The organism is Bacteroides sp. OF03-11BH, from assembly GCF_003604005.1.
GTDB classification, from domain to species: Bacteria; Bacteroidota; Bacteroidia; order Bacteroidales; family Bacteroidaceae; genus Bacteroides; species Bacteroides ovatus.
On record NZ_QTMW01000025.1, the window covers coordinates 62,211 to 78,834 of the forward strand.

Below are 16,624 nucleotides of genomic sequence, written 5' to 3' on the forward strand. Positions count from 1 at the left end.
TTATGGTTGGAAATTATTCTGCTGATTATAAATGTGATATCTTTGATGCAAAAATCGGAAGTTATGTATAATAGAGCAACCGTCATAACCGATCTAAGGTATCTATCATACCCTGTAATCTTTGTATTATTGATATTCAGCCTTTTGATGGCTGGTTGTAGCGACGATGAGAATGAAGAGCAACCTCCTGCTCTGGATGTTCCGGATTATAGCACGCTTGTAGTAAAAGATATACAGAATATACCTGCGGACTTCACATTTGACCGGGTTGAGGTGAAAGTGACGGGTGTTGATTGGCAAGTGATTGAGACTCTTAGCTTTCCTTATGAGAACGGGCAAATAGTAATGACACTTCCCACTAGTTTTCCTTCGGAAAAGCTTCAGACAGTAGACCGGCGTAATGGTATGGGTGGTTACTGGACCGGAACCTCAGATGATGCGGACGCTCTTGTGGCGACGTTAGGAGATTTCTTTGTTTTTAATGGAAATAAAAGGGTGGGGCGAATTGCTATTTCCAACTGGTCGGGTAAAGGGTCTTCTGCCGGAAAAGCTACATTGGTGAGTTATCAGTATGCCGACCGTTCTTTTACATTGACAGGCAGTGACAAATCATACTATTATAGTAACTGCTCTTTTAATAAGGGATGGAATATTTTTGCCAATATAAATCCGGCCTCAGAAGGCGGGACTGCAAAAGTGCTTCGTACAACTACTGTTCCGGAATCTACATTGTTCTGGCGTTTGGCTGAATCATACGTATATAATTGATTTTATAAAAGATACTATTAGATATAAAAAGGAGAATCAGGTATGTATTGATACTACTGATTCTCCTTTTTTATTCTTTATTTTATCTGTTAAGAAGCTCTTTTCTCTTTCACATCACTGCTGGCTTCTACTACATTCACTACGTAGTCGCCAAGTTTCTCGCACTCGGCGATAATATCCATGTAGTAAACTCCCATCTGATAATCATATTCTTTGTTGTTCACATCCAGAATATTCTGATTCTTCAGTTGATTACGATAATTATTAATTTCGTTTTCAATGTTGAAGGATTTGTTGATGTCAATGCTCTGATGCTCCGGTTTTTCTACTACCACAATCATTTGGGCAAGTGCATCGTTAGTCAGCTTCATCATGAAATGAATATGCTCATATTGTTTCTCGGTAAAGTCTTGATTAGTCTGACGTTTCCGGTTGATGGTACGTGCCAGATTATAGCAGCTGTCGCCAATACTTTCAATTTCTGTCACTTCACGCAACATGGCGCGTATCTGTAACTTACTTTCAGAACTCAAACGGCCTTCGGATACCTGATTCAGGTAGTTGGCTATTTCAAGTTCCATATTGTCGCTGATATTTTCATATTTCTCTATCCGGCTGAACAGCTTATTGAAATCGTCATCCTTTTCCGTATGCAACAGATCCTGCACCATGCCGAACATCCGGTGGGTACGTTCTGCGAAAAGATGGATTTCCTTACGTGCCTGAAGGATGGAAAGTTCAGCAGTGGAAAGCATACCACCAGTGATAAACCGCAGGCGAGGTTCTTCGTCCTCTTCTTTGGGGTGGATTAAAGCGCATACGGTACGTTCAATCAGTTTTACAGCCCATATCAAGATACATACGTTACAGATATTGAAGATAGAGTGGAAAGCAGATAGCTTGTAGGAAATAGCAACCTCTGGATTACTGCTTTGAAAGAAGGTGTCTACTACCCAGTTTACTAGATCCATGAAAGGATGGAAGACAATCAATACCCAAATGACCCCAAACACGTTAAAAACAAAATGGGCCAATGCTGCCCGCTTAGCCTGTGTGTTGGCTGTAAGTGCGGCAAGATTGGCCGTGATAGTCGTTCCGATGTTTTCTCCCAATACGAGTGCTGCTCCCAGTTCCAGGCTGATCCAGCCGTTGGCACACATAATTAATGTGATTGCCATGGTAGCTGCAGAGGCTTGCACAATCATGGTCAATATTGTACCGATGAGCAAGAACAGAATAATGGAAAAGAATCCCATATCCGTGTAGTTCTGTACGAAGGCAAGCATTTCCGGATTGGCATTCAGGTCGGGGGCGTTTGCTTTCAGATAAGAGAGCCCCATGAAAAGGAAAGAAAAACCAAAAATGAATTCACCGATGGACTTGCGGTTGCTTTTTCCAGAAAAGATGAGCGGGAGGGCAATGGCTAAGAGGGGAAGAGCGAAAGCAGCCATATCGACCTTAAATCCGAAAATTGAAATGATCCAAGCAGTTACAGTAGTACCGATGTTGGCACCCATAATAACGCTGATGGATTCGGCAAGTGTAAGTAACCCGGCATTCACGAAACTAACGACCATCACCGTCGTTGCTGAAGAAGACTGGATAAGGGCTGTAATCAACACTCCTGTTAGAACTCCCGTTACCCGGTTGGTGGTCATTGCCGTTAGAATACTTCGCAATCTATCACCCGCGACCTTTTGTAAGCCCTCGCTCATGATTTTCATTCCGTAGAGGAAGAGTCCCAATGAGCCTATGAGCTTTAAAAAATCATAAAAAGAATATTCCATCTATAATATTTTTAATGGTTATTTGTTCTCAATCTGATTATAAGTATATTAGTCCCAAATTATTCACCTTTTAACGAACTCGATGAAACAGATGTTACAAATATGTTGCAAAAATAACAATAATTCCAAAGAATTCCCTATCGGAAGCTCACTTTTGGATATTTATTACGGTTTTAATCTTAATTTTCCTTATCAAGTAGTGAGTGCCAAGGTCAATAATCGCTCCGAGGGACTTAATTTCAGAGTATATAATAATAAGGATGTAGAGTTTCTGGATGTGAGAGATCAGTCCGGTATGCGTACTTATGTCCGTTCGCTTTGTTTTGTCTTGTTTAAGGCTGTCACGGAACTCTTTCCCGAGGGAAAATTGTTTGTGGAACATCCTGTTTCAAAAGGTTATTTCTGCAATTTGCGGATTGGACGCCCCATTGAACTCGAAGATGTGACGCGTATCAAGCAACGGATGCAGGAGATCATTGCGGAAAATATTCCTTATCACCGCATTGAATGTCATACGGCGGAAGCGGTACGGGTTTTCAGCGAGCGGGGGATGAATGATAAAGTGAGATTACTTGAAACTTCCGGTTCTCTTTATACCTATTATTATACATTGGGTGATACAATTGATTATTATTATGGTAATCTGCTTCCCAGCACCGGATATCTTAAATTGTTCGATATCGTGAAGTATTATGATGGGTTGCTACTCCGGATTCCGAGTCGTGAAAACCCAAGTATGCTCGAAGAAGTTGTGAAGCAGGAGAAGATGCTGGATGTTTTTAAGGAATATCTGAATTGGAGTTATATCATGGGGCTTAATAATGCCGGAGATTTTAATCTTGCCTGTGAAGAAGGACATGCCACTGACTTGATTAATGTGGCGGAAGCATTGCAGGAGAAAAAGATAGCGCAGATAGCCGATACTATCTTCCATCGTGGCGAGAACGGTAACCGGGTAAAACTGGTATTGATTGCCGGCCCGTCTTCTTCGGGAAAGACAACATTCAGCAAACGGCTTTCTATTCAGCTGATGACAAATGGCTTGAAGCCATTCCCGATCTCTTTGGATAATTATTTCGTAGACCGTGAAGAAACCCCTTTGGATGAAAACGGAAACTATGATTATGAATCACTTTATGCGCTCGATCTGGAATTGTTTAATCAACAGCTGCAGGCGCTTCTTCGTGGCGAGGAGGTGGAATTGCCACGTTTTAATTTCTCTCTTGGCAAAAAGGAATATAAAGGTGATAAACTGAAAATAGAAGATAATACAATTCTGATTCTGGAAGGTATTCATGCCTTAAATCCGGAACTGACACCGCATATACCAGCCGAACGGAAATTCAAGATTTATGTTTCAGCATTGACTACTATTTCGTTGGATGACCATAACTGGATTCCAACTACTGACAACCGTTTGTTGCGTCGCATCATCCGCGACTTTAATTATCGGGGATATTCTGCACGTGAAACCATATCACGCTGGCCTAGTGTACGTGCCGGTGAAGACAAATGGATATTCCCTTATCAGGAAAATGCTGATGTCATGTTTAATTCAGCGCTACTTTTTGAGTTTGCCGTACTTCGTTTACACGCTGAGCCTATTCTGATGGGTGTTCCGCGTAACTGTCCTGAATATTGTGAAGCCTACCGATTGTTGAAGTTTATCAAATATTTTGTTCCGGTACAGGATAAAGAAATTCCGCCTACTTCTTTGTTGCGTGAATTTTTAGGAGGAAGCAGCTTTAAATATTAAGCAGAAAAATTAGGATATATTCGTGAATTGTGTTTCCTTTGCAGAAAATACAAATAAACCTTTTGTTGTAGTGAAGCAAGGGAACACAAAAATAAACAATATTTGAGTGATATTTAGGGAAAGAATGTTATGGTTGTTATGCAAAACTTTAAAATATTGAACCTTTAATTACTTTTGCTGTTAAGAAGGGACTACATGCAACAAAAAAAATGTGAATATGATTTTTTATAATAGTCTTTTAGCAAAGTGGTTCTTAGGAAAAGGGAAGAAGCACTATTTTATGTTAGGCTGGTTTTTCTTTACCCGCTATAAATATCTGGAAGTCTGGGAAGATATGGAACTCCGAATTCATGCCAGACAGTATTGGGAATGTTTTTCTTTAACCCTGATACCAGCACTTATTTTATCGTTACTGTTTTCATGGTGGTGGATGGTGTTACCATTCGTGACTTATCACATACTTTATTGGTTTGAAAAGATCATCTGTCACCATTCTATCTTTAATTGGGAGGCGATGAAACATTGTGGCGATACGCTTTATCTCAGGAAGAGGAAAGCGTATGCCTGGAAAAAAGGTTACGGGAAAAAAGAATTGCCCGCATCCAGATGGAATGATTAAAACTTCACTTTAAATGCTTCTTTATCCAAAGCAGATGTCCATACTCGGTATCGTTGGAAGTCCAATGCTCATTAATGGGAGTAATCAGTGCTTCTTTCGGACAGTTTAGTACATTGTATACGATGTAGCTGGTTGTCGGAGGACATACATCATCGTTGAATCCCCATGTCATGTAGGTATCTGCTTTGATTAATTTCGCAAAGTTCACAACATCATAATAGGCCATTGTCTTTATTTTTTCAGGAGTATCCATATCTACCGAATTCCTGAAGAAATGAGGATATCCGCCGGCACGTCCGGCTTTATAGCCTGCCATATCGCTTAATGCAGGATGATTGGCGACACAAGCTGTCACCCGTTCATCCAGTCCGGCAGCGATTAATGCCAGGGCGCCTCCCTGACTACCTCCTTGTGCGATTATATTTTTGCCATCCCATTCCGGTAGGGAAGTTAGAAAGTCGATACCGCGTACACAGGCCAGATATACCCGTTTCATATAATAATTATCACGACTGTCGAGCCCATTGGTCAGGTAGCCGTTTTCTCTGCCATTGAAAGCGTTGCTGATTTCTTTGAATTCTTCTTCACTCATTTCCGGGTTGAGGCCGTGTATCTCGAATTCAAAACGGATGCATCCTTGTTCCGCATAATATTTATGGCGTAGAGGTTCTTTGATGGTTTTGATTCCTGCTCCCGGAGGGCATAAGACAACCGGGAACTTTCCTTCTTTTTTCGGATAGAATAAATATCCGTAGACGCATTGTCCACGTTTGTTCAGTTGCAATTTTACGAGATAACAGTCTATTTTATCAGTGGAATATTTTTCGACATGTTCTTTGGTATACGTTAGGGGAAACTCCTTTTGTTCCGCTTTAGCCTTTTCCCAAAATTCCTTGAAATCGGAAGGCATGGTTGTATATGGGTGAAGTTTCTCCGGTGAAAATCCTACTTTGATATGATGTGAATAGGTCTTTCCATCTACGGTTGCTTTCAGGCGGCAGTCGCGGAATCCCGGCTCTTTCATTGTGCCCACAGGAATCACCCCCCTGCCATTCTTTAAAGTTATACTTCCTTTTGTATCGGCAACAGGCATCATATCACCGCCAATTTCATAAGTGACGGTTACATTATCCCTGGGGATGCCGTATTTATAGAATTGTACTTCTACAGTTACTTTTTCTCCGGTTTTATAAAGCCAGTCGGCATGATTGGGTACGGTGACCCAAAGCACATCGCTTTTATAAGGATAGTTTTCAGCTACGGCGGACAGTAAGGAAAGTGACAATAGCCATACAGATAAAAGTAGTCTCTTCATGGTGTTATTCATTGTTTTTATATCATTAAAAAGTGAATTATTTTAATTCTGTTGCAATATTACGCAAGATTCGGGAAAAGAAGGGTAGAAAAAATGTGATTTTAGATGGACTATTTGGTACTTTGACAAAAATAGCGGAAGTTTTTCATCCGGATGAAAAGCTTCCGCTATTGATTTTGAATAGAAGAAAGGTTCTTCTTTTATTTTGATGAGGCTTTTTATCTTAAAGCTTCCACCTCTTCCGGTGTCAAAGGAATCTTCTTGCCTAATCGGCGGGCACCGGTTTCTGTAATCAGATAATCTTCCTCATTGCGGATACCACCGAAGTCCTTATAAGTCTCCACTATCTCGTAGTTGATAAAATCGGTAAATTTCTTTTCTGCTTTCCACATGTCGATCAGTTCCGGAATAAAATAAATACCCGGTTCTACCGTGTGTACAAAACCCGGTTCCAATGGGATGGCGAGGCGTTGCGATTTGCGACCGAACTGTGTGCTCTTCGGTTGACCGTTGTAACCTACCCATATCTCTCCCAGATTCTCCATATCATGTACATCCAATCCCATCATGTGACCTAGTCCGTGCGGATAGAACAACGCATGGGCACCTTCGCGTACAGCATCCTCGGTATTTCCTTTCATCAATCCGAGCGTCTTCATACCGTCCACCATGATGCGGGCTGACAGTTCGTATACGTCCATATAAGGAATACCCGGACGGAGAGCCTTTACGGATTCCAGATGCATGGCGTTCTGAATCTCGTATACTTCACGCTGACGGGTGGTGAACTTCTTATCGGCAGGAATGGTAGACGACATATCACCCGCATAACCTGACTCTACTTCTGCACCGGCATCGATTAAGAACAAATCACCCGGCTTCACTTTATTTCCGTGATAATGATTGTGCAGAGTCTGCCCGTTGATAGTGGCAATTGTAGCGAATGATAGCTGGCAGTTATTAGATTCGGCCACCCGGTTCATTTCAGCTACCACTTCATATTCGTACATACCCGGACGAAGTACTTTCATAGCTGTAATATGCATATCGGCAGTTACATCGCAAGCCTTTTCTATTTCTACGATTTCTTCTGCAGATTTATAGTTGCGTTGAGCGATCACGGCACGGATGAATGGAACAGAACCTTCCTGATGTGCGGGAGGAATACCCAGCCAGTCCATCAGTTTCAGTTTATGTTCAGGGCGGTAAGGAGGCAGATAGTGAATTGCTTTCCCTTTCTGTACACACTGATGGAGGTAGCTTACAATGTCAGCAGACGGCATCAGATTTTTTACGCCTACACGTTCGCATTTTTCGTGCAACGTCGGCTGTGATCCCATCCATACGATTGCGTCGATAGACAACTCATCACCAAAGATAATTTCTTTGTCTTCATCTATATCGATAATAGCCGAAAGTCCGGCACATGAAAGTCCGAAATAATAAAGGAAAGTGGAATCCTGACGATAACGGAATGTGTTATCTTCGTAATTCAGTCCGCACTCGTCATTTCCGAGAAATAACAACACTCCGGAGCCTAAGTTCTTTTTTAGCAGGGCTCTCCGCTGCATATACGTTTCTTTGGCAAACATATTTGTCCTAGTTTTTAAGTTCGTGCAACAAAGATAACGAATTTTGTGTTATAGGATTAAAAATTATCTCCCTAATCTGTGTAATCTCTCGTTAAAAAGTTACTTTTGTAGCGAGAAACAGTAGAAAGCAAAAACGAATATGGCACAAGGTTCCCGTCAAATACAATCTCAGGCGCAACAGCAGGTACAGACGCTCTCGCCCCAGCAGATTCTGGTCGTGAAACTGTTGGAGCTTCCCGCAGTAGAGTTGGAAGACCGTATCCATGCTGAACTGCTTGAAAATCCGGCACTTGAAGAAGGTAAAGAAGAGAATGCTACGGATAATGAATATTCCGATACCGAGAATGCAGAGGATGGCATGGATAGCGATGCCAATGACTATGATTCTTTGAGTGACTATCTGACAGAAGACGATATTCCCGATTATAAATTGCAAGAGAACAACCGTTCGAAAGATGAACAAGCGGAGGATATTCCATTTTCCGACTCCACCTCTTTTTATGAAATCCTGAAAGAACAGTTGCGTGAACGCAACCTGACAGAGCACCAGTGTGACTTGGTGGAATACCTGATCGGTTCATTGGATGATGACGGATTGCTTCGCAAATCTTTGGAAAGTATCTGCGACGAACTGGCGATTTATGCCGGTATCGAATCGACCGAGGAAGAACTGGAAGAAGCATTGAACATCTTACAGGACTTCGATCCAGCAGGTATCGGTGCGCGTAGTCTTCAGGAATGTCTGTTGATACAGATTCGCCGGAAAAAAGAAGAAGAGAAAACTCCCAGTCCTATCTTGAATCTGGAAGAAAGGATTATCAGAGAATGTTACGAAGAATTCACCCGTAAACATTGGGAGAAGATTATAAAGAAACTGGATATTGATGAAGAGACTTTCCAGGAAACCATTACTGAAATAACCAAACTGAATCCACGTCCGGGTGCTTCTTTAGGAGAAGCAATTGGCAGAAATCTCCAACAAATAGTTCCTGACTTTATTGTGGAAACGTATGATGACGGAACCATCAATGTAAGTCTCAATAACCGCAATGTTCCCGAACTCCGTATGAGTCGTGACTTCACGGAAATGGTGGAGGAGCATACAAAAAACAGGGCTAACCAGTCTAAGGAATCTAAAGAAGCGATGATGTTTCTGAAACAGAAAATGGATGCGGCACAAGGATTTATCGATGCTGTCCGTCAGCGTCAGAATACCTTGATGGTTACCATGCAGGCGATTATCGACCTGCAACGTCCTTTCTTCTTGGAAGGAGATGAATCGCTATTGAAACCTATGATTCTGAAAGACGTGGCGGAACGTACGGGATTGGATATTTCGACAATCTCCCGTGTGAGTAACAGTAAATATGTACAGACGAATTACGGTATCTATCCGCTCAAATACTTTTTCAGCGACGGATATACCACAGAAGATGGCGAAGAGATGTCTGTCCGTGAGATTCGTAAAATCCTGAAAGAGTGTATTGAAGGCGAGGACAAGAAGAAACCCCTGACCGATGATGAATTGGCGGATATATTAAAGGAGAAAGGTTATCCCATTGCCCGCAGGACAGTAGCCAAATACCGTCAACAACTGAATATCCCCGTGGCGAGACTGCGAAAATAATGGATAATTAACAATGAAGAATGAGAATTGTAATTTGTAATTAGTAACTAGTAATCAAAGAAGAGTGGACAGAGAGAGAGAACATATCATAGCGGATAAGACGATGTTGCAGGTGGCGAGAGTCACTTCGATGGTCTTTACTCCATTTTCTATTCCGTTTTTATCGTTTCTGGTGTTATTCCTGTTTTCTTATCTTCGTATCATGCCGATACAATATAAGTTGATAGTGTTGGGAATCGTTTACTGCTTCACCATACTGACACCTACTATTACAATTTTCTTGTTTCGTAAAATCAATGGGTTTGCCCGTCAGGAGTTGAGTGAACGTAAGAAGCGTTATGTACCTATTCTGCTGACCATCATCTCGTATGTGTTCTGCCTGCTGATGATGCGTAGGTTGAATATCCCGTGGTATATGACTGGTATCATTCTTGCTTCCCTGGTAGTGTCTATCATTTGCATTGCAGTAAACCTGAAATGGAAGTTGAGCGAACACATGGCAGGAATGGGCGGGGTGATCGGAGGCTTGATTTCTTTCAGTGCCTTGTTCGGTTACAATCCGGTCGGATGGCTATGCCTGTTTATTTTGATTGCCGGTATATTGGGCTCTGCACGCATTGTTCTGGGACATCACACGCTGGGTGAAGTGCTTTCCGGTTTTGCTGTCGGTCTGATATGTGCCCTTTTGGTACTTCATCCGGTGAGTAACATCTTATTTCGAGTATTTTTATTTTAAAACAGTATAAATCCTAAAAACTAATCATTATGAACTTTCCACAGAATTTGAAGTACACGAACGAACACGAATGGATTCGCGTTGACGGAGACATTGCATACGTTGGTATCACCGATTATGCACAGGAACAATTGGGCGACATTGTGTTCGTAGATATCCCGACTGTTGGTGAAACGTTGGAAGCCGGTGAAACTTTCGGAACGATTGAAGTAGTGAAAACTATTTCCGACCTTTTCCTGCCGATAGCAGGTGAGGTGCTCGAACAAAATGAAGCATTGGAAGAAAACCCGGAACTGGTAAATAAAGCTCCCTATGGCGAAGGTTGGTTGATTAAAGTGAAGCCGGCGGATGTAAAAGCGGTGGAAGATCTACTGGATGCCGAAGCGTATAAAGCCGTGGTAAACGGATAGTGCAAACAGAAATATAACTAATATAAGTTGAATGTAGCTGAACCCCCTCTCTTCGTGAAAGGGCTGTGAAGAGGCTTTTAATTTTTATTCTATGACTCCAATTGTAAGTATTATCATGGGCAGCACGTCCGACCTTCCTGTTATGGAGAAGGCTGCACAGCTGCTGAATGATATGCATGTACCGTTCGAAATGAACGCTCTTTCTGCTCACCGCACGCCCGAAGCTGTGGAAGAGTTTGCGAAGAATGCCCACAACCGTGGCATTAAAGTAATTATCGCTGCTGCCGGAATGGCTGCCGCCCTTCCCGGTGTAATTGCGGCTAACACTACATTGCCGGTAATCGGAGTACCTGTAAAAGGTTCCGTGCTCGATGGTGTGGACGCACTTTATTCTATCATTCAGATGCCTCCGGGCATTCCTGTAGCAACGGTTGCCATCAACGGAGCGATGAATGCCGCTATCCTTGCCATCCAGATGCTGGCATTGAGCGATGAGAAACTGGCAGAAGCTTTTGCTGCTTACAAGGAAGGACTGAAAAAGAAAATCGTAAAAGCAAACGAAGAACTGAAAGAAGTGAAGTTTGAATATAAAACGAACTAATGGATCTATTCAATTATTTTCGAAGAGAAACCACAGAAGTAAATATTGGGGCTGTGCCGTTGGGCGGCCCCAATTCTATTCGTGTCCAGTCGATGACAAACACGTCTACGCAGGATACACAGGCTTGTGTGGAACAGGCGAAACGTATTGTTGATGCAGGTGGAGAGTATGTCCGCCTCACAACCCAGGGCATCAAAGAAGCCGAAAACCTGATGAACATTAATATCGGACTGCGTAGCCAGGGATATATGGTTCCGTTGGTTGCCGATGTGCATTTCAATCCGAAAGTGGCAGACGTGGCTGCTCAATACGCCGAAAAGGTGCGAATCAATCCGGGAAATTATGTAGATGCTGCGCGTACTTTTAAAAAACTGGAATATACAGACGAGGAGTATGCGCAGGAAATACAGAAAATCCATGACCGGTTTGTCCCGTTCCTGAATATCTGTAAAAAGAATCACACAGCTATCCGGATCGGAGTAAATCATGGCTCTCTGTCCGATCGTATCATGTCCCGTTATGGCGATACCCCCGCGGGAATGGTAGAGTCCTGCATGGAGTTTCTCCGTATCTGTGTAGAGGAAAACTTCACGGATGTGGTGATTTCCATCAAGGCTTCTAATACGGTGGTCATGGTAAAAACCGTCCGCCTGTTGGTAGACGTCATGGAAAAAGAAGGGATGGCTTTCCCATTACACCTCGGGGTGACAGAAGCCGGAGATGGAGAAGACGGACGTATCAAGTCCGCCCTTGGCATCGGTGCGCTATTGAGTGACGGATTGGGAGATACTATTCGGGTATCTTTGAGCGAAGCTCCTGAAGCAGAAATTCCGGTGGCCCGTAAACTGGTGGATTATGTTCTGTTGAGGCAGGATCATCCTTATATTCCGGGATTGGAAGCACCGGAATTCAATTATCTGTCTCCCGAACGTCGCAAGACAAAAGCCGTCCGTAATATCGGAGGTGAACATGTACCTGTGGTTATTGCCGACCGCATGGACGGGAAGAAAGAGGTAAACCCGCAATTCACACCGGACTATATTTACGCCGGAAGAACCTTGCCCGATCAACGGGAAGACGGAGTAGAATATATTCTTGATGCGGATGTATGGCAGGGAGAAGACGGAAGCTGGCCTGCATTCAATCATGCACAGCTGCCTTTAATGGGAGAATGCAATGCAGAGCTTAAATTCCTGTTTATGCCCTACATGGCACAAACGGATGAAGTGATAGCCTGTCTGAAACATCATCCGGAGGTAGTGATTGTCTCCCAAAGCAATCATCCGAACCGTTTGGGTGAGCACCGTGCACTGGTACATCAACTAATGACGGAAGGTTTACAAAATCCGGTTGTCTTCTTCCAGCATTATTCGGAAGATGATGCGGAGAATTTGCAGATAAAGTCCGCAGTCGATATGGGAGCCTTGATTTTTGACGGTCTTTGTGATGGCATCTTCCTGTTCAATCAGGGTAACTTGAGCCATGCCGTCGTTGATGCTACTGCTTTCGGAATCTTGCAGGCCGGACGTACCCGTACCTCCAAAACAGAATATATATCTTGTCCCGGTTGCGGCCGTACACTTTACGATTTGGAAAAGACTATTGCCCGTATTAAGGCAGCCACTTCACATTTGAAAGGCTTGAAGATCGGCATCATGGGGTGTATCGTGAATGGTCCCGGTGAGATGGCAGATGCAGACTACGGCTATGTAGGAGCAGGACGGGGGAAAATCAGTCTCTATAAAGGCAAGGTGTGCGTAGAGAAAAATATTCCTGAAGAAGAAGCGGTAGAACGACTTCTGGAGTTTATCCGGACAGACCGGGAAGAAAACCAACAATGATATTATATTGGGCACGGAATACAGGTGATGGGGTACTGATCTCATAGAAAACCTGTCATCCGTGCCTAACTATGTACTACATATCTTCCAATGACAAACACATTGTTTCAATAGTATAACGAGGCAATAGCTTTTTCTTCAAATGTTCAACTTTCTGTTCCAGCAACTCTGGCTTAAAGTTTTTACGTTGGCGTTTTACTTCAGCAACTACTGCTTTGTTTTTTTCAAGACAGAGTGCAACAATATCTATTTCGTTTTGATTCCCTTTGGTTTCCCACCATGACCCGATAGCGCGGAATTGATAACTTTCAGCGAATTTCTGTTTGAAGTAAAGTTCTAATATCTTTCCGCTGTAGGTTGGATAATCAGTTTCTATGATATTACGCAGCCCTACAAAGTTTTTAATTTCTATCAATGAACGGTTACGATCGAAGTAATTGAACCAGAACCTGATAAAATTATCGCATATTTCATATCGGACAGTCGTCGAGTTCTCTTTTGCTAAAATGGGACGTTGACGTATGATAATATTATAATCGTCTATCAGACGTTTCAGATAGCCACCTGCGCTTTTTTCTCCTAGTGCTGCCTCAATTTCTGCTTGTGTATTTCTGCCTCCGGCAATTGCACTTAAAATAGAAAAGTAGGTTCCGTAATTTTTCCCGAATTCTTCTATCAACAAATTTTTTCCTTCTTCGGTAAAGGGAGAATTATCGCGAGCCATAAAATGGATCATACTTTCCACGTGAAGCGTATGGTTGTCGCAAAAAAGTTCCACGTATTTAGGCACCCCGCCAGTAAAAGTATAAAGTGCTAAAAGATCATCATTCGAATGTGTCGGGGCATATTCATACATGATTTCTTTTAGAACAGAGAGACTGAAAGCTGACAGCTTGATTATGTTATCGGCTCTTCCGAAGAGTGGCTCTTTGTTGTTTTGGAAAATTTTTTGCATAAGAGAGTAGATGGAACCACTGACAATTAAATTCATGTGTGAGGACTTCCGATATTGGTCCCAAATATTTTGCATATCGCTGAATATGGATTCATTAATAGTATAGAATTCCTGAAATTCATCAATAACCAGGTTGAAAGTCCGTTGTGTCGAAAGCTGCATTAGGTATTGGAATAAGTTTCGGAAACTTCGGATTTCTGTCGGAACAAAGATTTGCAGGGCTTGTGCGATAAGTGGGATGAATTCTTCGCACAAAGTTGCTTCATTTTTGCGCCCTATAAATAAGTAGACAGTGGGAGTCTGTTCAACGGCTTTCATGATGAGGCTCGTCTTCCCAATTCTACGGCGACCGGTAACGACTGTCATTCTTGAACTTTCCTCAAATGCCAATTGCTGAATTCGTTTTAGCTCTTTTAGTTCTTCTTCTCTATTATAAAACCTCATAATCAGTGAATTATATTAGTAACTGTGGTTACTGTAACCACGGTTACAAAGATATTTATTCTTAAGGGAACGGCAAACTTTTTCTTTCTTTTTATAAATTCTTTATCCTTCCCTGGAAAAAAGATGTGTCAAAGATAAGGTACATCTCCTTTTCGGGTAGTCCGTGTGGTATGGGCTATATAGGAAATATTAGCTATAGTTGGAAAGAAAAAGGGTGTATTGCTTAATATATTGAGCATAATTTCGCTATATTTGTGCAATATAAAAAGCATATTTTATGGAAAAACGGATAATAAAGGCAATTATAGCCGAACGTCAGCAAGAAATCGGTAAGATTCAGTTGGTTGAAAGACCGATCTATTTTGAGGAGCAGGCGAATTATGTTCTGGTCGGTATTCGTCGGGCGGGTAAATCTTATCAGATGTATCAGGATATACAGAATCTTGTGAGATCGGGCAAGGCGACCCTTGAAGATTGCCTTTATATTAATTTTGAAGATGAACGTATCTCTTCCATTGAGGCTTCAGAACTGGGACTTCTGTTGGAATGTTATGCTGAAATGTATGATAACCGCAAACCCTTGGTTTATCTTGATGAGATTCAGAATATTGAAGGATGGGAAAAATTCGCTCGTAGACTGGCAGATTCTAAATATAGGGTTTTCATAACCGGAAGCAATGCGAGAATGCTTAGCAGGGATATTGCCACTACTTTAGGCGGACGGTATATCATACGGGAAGTATTTCCTTTTTCATTTGCCGAGTATTTGACTTTTCATCAAATTCACTTGAAGACAAACTGGGAATTTGATCCGGAGCAACGGTTGGAGGTCATTAAATTATTCAATACCTATTTCCATTTCGGCGGTTTTGCCGAAACGTTCTCTCTGACAGATAAACGGGAATGGATTAATTCGTTATATCAAAAGATTTTGTTGGGGGATATTATAGCACGTAACGAGATTCGCAATAGTGGCGCTATCCGCCTGCTAGCAAAGAAACTTGCTGAAAGTGTCATGCAGCCAACTACACAGACACGACTATTGCATATTGTAAAATCTTCAGGTAGTGGCATCAGCCGTAATACATTGGCGGATTATCTGACTTATATGAATGATGTCTATCTGACTTTTAATATTCCTAATTTTACAGATTCGGTAGCTGAACGTATGTCTAGTTGTAAAAGATATTTTTATGACAATGGACTGCTTGGTAATTTTCTGATTAATGCCGAAACTAAGTTGTTGGAGAATATTGTAGCTATAAATTTGATAGAACGGTATGGAAAAGAGGAAGATAGAGTGTTCTTTTATCATAAAGGTGTGGAGGTGGATTTTTATATTCCTGATGAAGAAATGGCTATACAAGTATCATATAGCATTGATGATCCGCTCACTCGGGAACGGGAAATCAGGGCTTTATGTAAAATGTCGGAAGTTTTTGGCATCAAAAAAGCCTTTGTCATTACTTGGGATGAGGAAAGGACTGTTTCAGCAGATGAGTTGGACATAGAAGTCGTACCTGTTTGGAAATGGTTGTTGCGGTAGGGAGAGGCACGAAACATTTGTCGCTATGTTGGAATAAATAGTCTGGTTATTATTTTGAGGAATGTTCAGAAAAATAAAGTGCGATATAAATTGTATGGCTGATAATTTGCTGTAACTTTGCTCTGCCAAATAGGAAATAAAACTTGGAATAATAATGGAAGATAATTTTGACTATCAGTCAGTGCCTTATAGTTTCGCTCATTGCTTTAACAGCCGATGTCCGAAAGGAGAAAAATGCCTGCATCGTTTGGTGGCAATGCATAGTACCGACCAGTATCCCACTCTGTCTGTGGTAAATCCCAATTGCATCCCGGAAGATGCGAATGCTTGTTCTTTTTATAAGCCGGTACAGAAAATACGTGTAGCGTGGGGAGTCAGGCACTTGTTGGATAACGTGCCCCATAAGGATGCGGAACAACTTAAAAGCTTGATGTTAAGCCATTTCGGACGGGGAATGTATTACCGCTTCTATCGTAAAGAGAAATATCTCGCTCCGGAACAACAGGAATATATCCGGCGGATTTTCCGCCAAAAAGGAATAACGGAAGAACCTGCATTTGATTCCTACACAGAAGAATATAAAGGTTCTTCGTCAAATTTGGTGGTACTTCTTCTATTGTGAATAAA

General features: G+C 42.0%; 14 protein-coding genes. 10 read left to right on the forward strand and 4 right to left on the reverse strand.

Translation table 11 applies throughout. The annotated features are described in order from the left end of the window. Nucleotides 1-45 precede the first annotated feature (45 nt). Nucleotides 46-768, forward strand: coding sequence for a hypothetical protein (locus tag DXA54_RS17810; RefSeq protein WP_022200092.1), 723 nt, complete (start codon nt 46-48; stop codon nt 766-768). An 89-nt stretch (nt 769-857) separates the two neighbouring features. On the opposite strand, the gene DXA54_RS17815 is transcribed toward DXA54_RS17810, so the two are convergent. Further along, the gene (locus tag DXA54_RS17815; RefSeq protein ID WP_004296240.1) at nt 858-2,555 is read right to left on the reverse strand and encodes a Na/Pi cotransporter family protein; all 1,698 of its coding nucleotides are present in this window, start codon (nt 2,553-2,555) and stop codon (nt 858-860) included. Between the two features lie 82 nt (nt 2,556-2,637). On the opposite strand from DXA54_RS17815, the gene DXA54_RS17820 reads away from it, so the two are divergent. Further along, complete coding sequence (locus tag DXA54_RS17820; RefSeq protein WP_004296239.1) at nt 2,638-4,311, forward strand: nucleoside kinase; 1,674 nt, start codon at nt 2,638-2,640, stop codon at nt 4,309-4,311. Between the two features lie 217 nt (nt 4,312-4,528). Continuing rightward, nucleotides 4,529-4,930, forward strand: coding sequence for a hypothetical protein (locus tag DXA54_RS17825; RefSeq protein WP_004306977.1), 402 nt, complete (start codon nt 4,529-4,531; stop codon nt 4,928-4,930). 4 nt (nt 4,931-4,934) lie between these two features. On the opposite strand, the gene DXA54_RS17830 is transcribed toward DXA54_RS17825, so the two are convergent. Beyond that, nucleotides 4,935-6,245 carry an acetylxylan esterase gene (locus DXA54_RS17830; RefSeq protein WP_032852799.1) on the reverse strand — a complete coding sequence of 437 codons (1,311 nt, stop codon included), beginning with the start codon at nt 6,243-6,245 and terminating at the stop codon, nt 4,935-4,937. Between the two features lie 218 nt (nt 6,246-6,463). Further along, nucleotides 6,464-7,837, reverse strand: coding sequence for an aminopeptidase P family protein (locus tag DXA54_RS17835; RefSeq protein WP_004306980.1), 1,374 nt, complete (start codon nt 7,835-7,837; stop codon nt 6,464-6,466). Between the two features lie 139 nt (nt 7,838-7,976). On the opposite strand from DXA54_RS17835, the gene rpoN reads away from it, so the two are divergent. From rpoN to DXA54_RS17860, 5 genes are all read left to right on the forward strand, one after another. Next, nucleotides 7,977-9,464, forward strand: coding sequence for an RNA polymerase factor sigma-54 (gene rpoN / locus DXA54_RS17840; protein ID WP_004296234.1), 1,488 nt, complete (start codon nt 7,977-7,979; stop codon nt 9,462-9,464). 64 nt (nt 9,465-9,528) lie between these two features. Then, complete coding sequence (locus tag DXA54_RS17845; protein WP_004296233.1) at nt 9,529-10,200, forward strand: phosphatase PAP2 family protein; 672 nt, start codon at nt 9,529-9,531, stop codon at nt 10,198-10,200. A gap of 29 nt (nt 10,201-10,229) precedes the next feature. Further along, on the forward strand, nt 10,230-10,610 hold the full coding sequence (gene gcvH, locus DXA54_RS17850; RefSeq protein ID WP_061448186.1) for a glycine cleavage system protein GcvH: 381 nt from the start codon (nt 10,230-10,232) through the stop codon (nt 10,608-10,610). A 91-nt stretch (nt 10,611-10,701) separates the two neighbouring features. Further along, nucleotides 10,702-11,211, forward strand: a complete 510-nt coding sequence (purE, locus tag DXA54_RS17855; RefSeq protein WP_120080207.1) for a 5-(carboxyamino)imidazole ribonucleotide mutase — start codon at nt 10,702-10,704, stop codon at nt 11,209-11,211. After that, complete coding sequence (locus DXA54_RS17860) at nt 11,211-13,052, forward strand: 4-hydroxy-3-methylbut-2-en-1-yl diphosphate synthase (RefSeq protein WP_120080209.1); 1,842 nt, start codon at nt 11,211-11,213, stop codon at nt 13,050-13,052. Before purE ends, DXA54_RS17860 begins: the two co-directional genes overlap by 1 nt. A 76-nt stretch (nt 13,053-13,128) precedes the next feature. On the opposite strand, the gene DXA54_RS17865 is transcribed toward DXA54_RS17860, so the two are convergent. Further along, entirely contained in the window at nt 13,129-14,451 is a 1,323-nt protein-coding gene (locus DXA54_RS17865) for an ATP-binding protein (RefSeq protein WP_008649799.1), read from the reverse strand. Nucleotides 14,452-14,728: 277 nt separating this feature from the next. Here DXA54_RS17865 and DXA54_RS17870 point away from each other — a divergent pair, with 277 nt between their 5' ends. Both DXA54_RS17870 and DXA54_RS17875 read left to right on the forward strand, forming a co-directional pair. Next, complete coding sequence (locus tag DXA54_RS17870; RefSeq protein ID WP_120080211.1) at nt 14,729-15,997, forward strand: ATP-binding protein; 1,269 nt, start codon at nt 14,729-14,731, stop codon at nt 15,995-15,997. Nucleotides 15,998-16,151: 154 nt separating this feature from the next. Then, nucleotides 16,152-16,619, forward strand: coding sequence for a DUF6078 family protein (locus DXA54_RS17875; protein ID WP_120080213.1), 468 nt, complete (start codon nt 16,152-16,154; stop codon nt 16,617-16,619). Nucleotides 16,620-16,624 lie beyond the last annotated feature (5 nt).

Coding starts and splice junctions, on each gene's coding strand:
- purE (WP_120080207.1), top strand. CDS start 10,702: ATGACTCCAATTGTAAGTATTATCATGGGCAGCACGTCCGACCTTCCT.
- DXA54_RS17815 (WP_004296240.1), bottom strand. CDS start 2,555: ATGGAATATTCTTTTTATGATTTTTTAAAGCTCATAGGCTCATTGGGA.
- DXA54_RS17810 (WP_022200092.1), top strand. CDS start 46: ATGCAAAAATCGGAAGTTATGTATAATAGAGCAACCGTCATAACCGAT.
- DXA54_RS17820 (WP_004296239.1), top strand. CDS start 2,638: ATGAAACAGATGTTACAAATATGTTGCAAAAATAACAATAATTCCAAA.
- DXA54_RS17835 (WP_004306980.1), bottom strand. CDS start 7,837: ATGTTTGCCAAAGAAACGTATATGCAGCGGAGAGCCCTGCTAAAAAAG.
- DXA54_RS17860 (WP_120080209.1), top strand. CDS start 11,211: ATGGATCTATTCAATTATTTTCGAAGAGAAACCACAGAAGTAAATATT.
- DXA54_RS17875 (WP_120080213.1), top strand. CDS start 16,152: ATGGAAGATAATTTTGACTATCAGTCAGTGCCTTATAGTTTCGCTCAT.
- DXA54_RS17830 (WP_032852799.1), bottom strand. CDS start 6,245: ATGAAGAGACTACTTTTATCTGTATGGCTATTGTCACTTTCCTTACTG.
- DXA54_RS17865 (WP_008649799.1), bottom strand. CDS start 14,451: ATGAGGTTTTATAATAGAGAAGAAGAACTAAAAGAGCTAAAACGAATT.
- DXA54_RS17870 (WP_120080211.1), top strand. CDS start 14,729: ATGGAAAAACGGATAATAAAGGCAATTATAGCCGAACGTCAGCAAGAA.
- DXA54_RS17825 (WP_004306977.1), top strand. CDS start 4,529: ATGATTTTTTATAATAGTCTTTTAGCAAAGTGGTTCTTAGGAAAAGGG.
- gcvH (WP_061448186.1), top strand. CDS start 10,230: ATGAACTTTCCACAGAATTTGAAGTACACGAACGAACACGAATGGATT.
- rpoN (WP_004296234.1), top strand. CDS start 7,977: ATGGCACAAGGTTCCCGTCAAATACAATCTCAGGCGCAACAGCAGGTA.